The sequence below is a fragment of the Bacillus sp. C30 genome, from assembly GCF_040838255.1.
Lineage (GTDB): Bacteria > Bacillota > Bacilli > Bacillales > Bacillaceae_G > Bacillus_A > Bacillus_A mycoides.
Window position 1 is genome coordinate 1 of sequence record NZ_JBFPJH010000425.1, and the last position, 2,500, is coordinate 2,500.

The following is a 2,500-nucleotide window of genomic DNA, read 5'->3' on the forward strand; positions in this document are numbered from 1 at the left end:
AGCGCCGATGGTAGTTGGGACCTTGTCCCTGTGAGAGTAGGACGTCGCCAAGCAAAAACCTAAGTCGTTTCGACTTAGGTTTTTTTGTGTTTATTTTTATTTACCGAAGGTTAAAATCCATAAATTTAATAACCCTGAAGATGAAAAAAAGAATGAAATAGAAACGGTATAAAATAAAATTCGGATGATAAAGTAATACGTTTAAATATAAATTGAAGGTAAGGATTGCCTTTTTATGTTAATTTAGTTGTCGAATGAACAATAATGTTTTGATTTAATATGAAAAGGTTATGTAAAAAAGAGCTGGATGGCTATTTTTCGCATAACCTTTTTATGGTTTTAAAGGATTTTACCTAAGAAAAAATCTATAATTAAGGTAGTTAACATATATTTTTTGATGGGTGTGGGGGATTATGAAAGAAATATGCATGTTATTAGTGGCTGTTATATTATGGGGGACAGCCATTGCGCCAACGAAATGGGCATTAGAATCCATTCAACCGTTTACTTTGTTATTTATTCGTCTTTTCTTTGCGGGTGGAATTTGTATGCTTTTCTCATTTAACGAACTACAAAAAGCAGTTATACATAAACATATTCCGTGGAAAAGAATGAGTTTACTGTCTTTTACTGGTGTAGCTGGGTACTTTATGTTCACATCCTATGGTATTTCTTTAACAAGTGGATTACATGTTAGTATTATTGATGCTGCATTGCCATTAGTTACAATTCTTTTTTCAGCGTTCTTTCTGAAAGAGAAAATTCAGATGGATTATTGGATCGGAATTATGTTGGGCGCTATAGGAGTGCTTTTCATTACAATTCCATCTAGCGATACTAATCAAGAGGTGTCTTTAATAGGAGATATACTTATTTTATTAAGTACCTTTTTATTTGCGTTCTACACAGTTTTGTTAAAACGGCCAAAACAAGAACGACGTTTATCTAATAAAGTTTTCACAACAGTAACACTAATGATAGGTGCAGCTATTGTGTTGCCATTTGCAATGATAGAAATTTTTTACTATGGTTTCCCAAAAATCGAAACATGGAAGATTGGATTTAGTGTAGTATACCTTGTTATTGGGGCAACAATTTTAGCATATTGGTTCTGGAATAAAGCGCTAGAGACGGTCTCAGCATCAATAAGTGGACTGTACTTAAATGGATTGCCGTTAATAAGTATCATTACTTCAATTATCCTATTAAATGAATCTCTGACATGGAAGATAATAATGGGAGGGAGTCTAGTTTTAATTGGAGTAGGATGGGCGGATAAGCAAAAGTTACGTAATCTATTAAAGGGTAATAAAATGGATAGTAGGGACTGTTAAATTGTATGTTTTATATAGTTTAAATGTTAAAAAGATACCTCATATATATGTATAAGGTATCTTTTTATATTTAGCGAAGATAATGGACTTAAATTAGTAGGGATATTCTTTGTTATATCTATATGTATCGAAATCTTTTTGAAATATTGTTTTGACGAGCTGTATACATTCATCATCATAAAAGCTTTCAAAAGTCGGGTGACGAGGGAATAAAGGATCAGTAATATCGGCATCGCTGAAATTCCCTTTATAAATCATGGCAGGGGTTTGATGATGCCATGATGTTGCAAACTCATTTATCGGTGCAGGTTTTAATTCGAAACGTTTTTCTAATTCTTTCATTTCCTGATCGAAATTTTCTAAGTATATATAATTGGTTACATACTCTTCTTCACCTGCTATATATTGTTGTGTAAAGTGAGCGTTAATATCATTTACATGAGCACCTTTAGTAAATAGGTAGTATAAAAATTGTTTGAATGAGATTCTTTTAGGAGAATTTTCATTTTGATATAAAAACTTTCGAATGGGTTTCCATTCTTCATTTTCTACATAAGGAGGTGCAATTAAGGACACGAAAGAACTGACTGCTCTTCTAAACGGATTGCGAACCAGTTTGAAAGTTTCCTTTTGTTTATCTCGTAGTGCTACACTCAGCCGTATATTATAGGCCGGTGTACTTTTGTATATTTCATATTCGAAATTATGGATGAAGGGGTGATAGTTTAAAGCTGTTTGTAATAAATCAATCTGGTAAAAAAACCACTTAGCAAGGGAAGTACAACCACTTTTTTGACTCCAAAATAGAATGAGAGGAAAGTTTCTATGATAGTGTGGGCTTCTCGCATTAGTACTAATGATGTGTAATAAGGAAGGATCCAACAATTTATGCACTCCTTTCATGTATCTTGATTATATATACATATGTAAAATAAAGATGAGGTATGAGTGTGTGGAATTTTTTTTGTAGAAAATGAAAAAGAAATGTTGACTATTATTATATAGGGGTGTAATATAAGACAAGTCGCCGATAGCAACAACGCAGAAAGCGACAAACGAAATAAAAAACTTAGTTGACATTAACTAACGAAGATGTTAACATAAGGAAGTTGCAAATGAGCGACAGACAAGTTCTTTGAAAACTGAACGAAACAAACAACGTGAAC

At 32.6% G+C, this 2,500-nt stretch carries 2 protein-coding genes; one reads left to right on the forward strand and one right to left on the reverse strand.

Going from position 1 to position 2,500, the window contains the following annotated elements; genetic code table 11:
- Nucleotides 1-413 precede the first annotated feature (413 nt).
- On the forward strand, nt 414-1,334 hold the full coding sequence (locus AB3X49_RS21210; RefSeq protein ID WP_016093471.1) for a DMT family transporter: 921 nt from the start codon (nt 414-416) through the stop codon (nt 1,332-1,334).
- Between the two features lie 93 nt (nt 1,335-1,427).
- Here AB3X49_RS21210 and AB3X49_RS21215 read toward each other — a convergent pair whose 3' ends face one another.
- Nucleotides 1,428-2,219, reverse strand: a complete 792-nt coding sequence (locus tag AB3X49_RS21215; protein WP_367964563.1) for a sulfotransferase family 2 domain-containing protein — start codon at nt 2,217-2,219, stop codon at nt 1,428-1,430.
- Nucleotides 2,220-2,500: the final 281 nt, after the last annotated feature.

Coding starts and splice junctions, on each gene's coding strand:
- AB3X49_RS21210 (WP_016093471.1), top strand. CDS start 414: ATGAAAGAAATATGCATGTTATTAGTGGCTGTTATATTATGGGGGACA.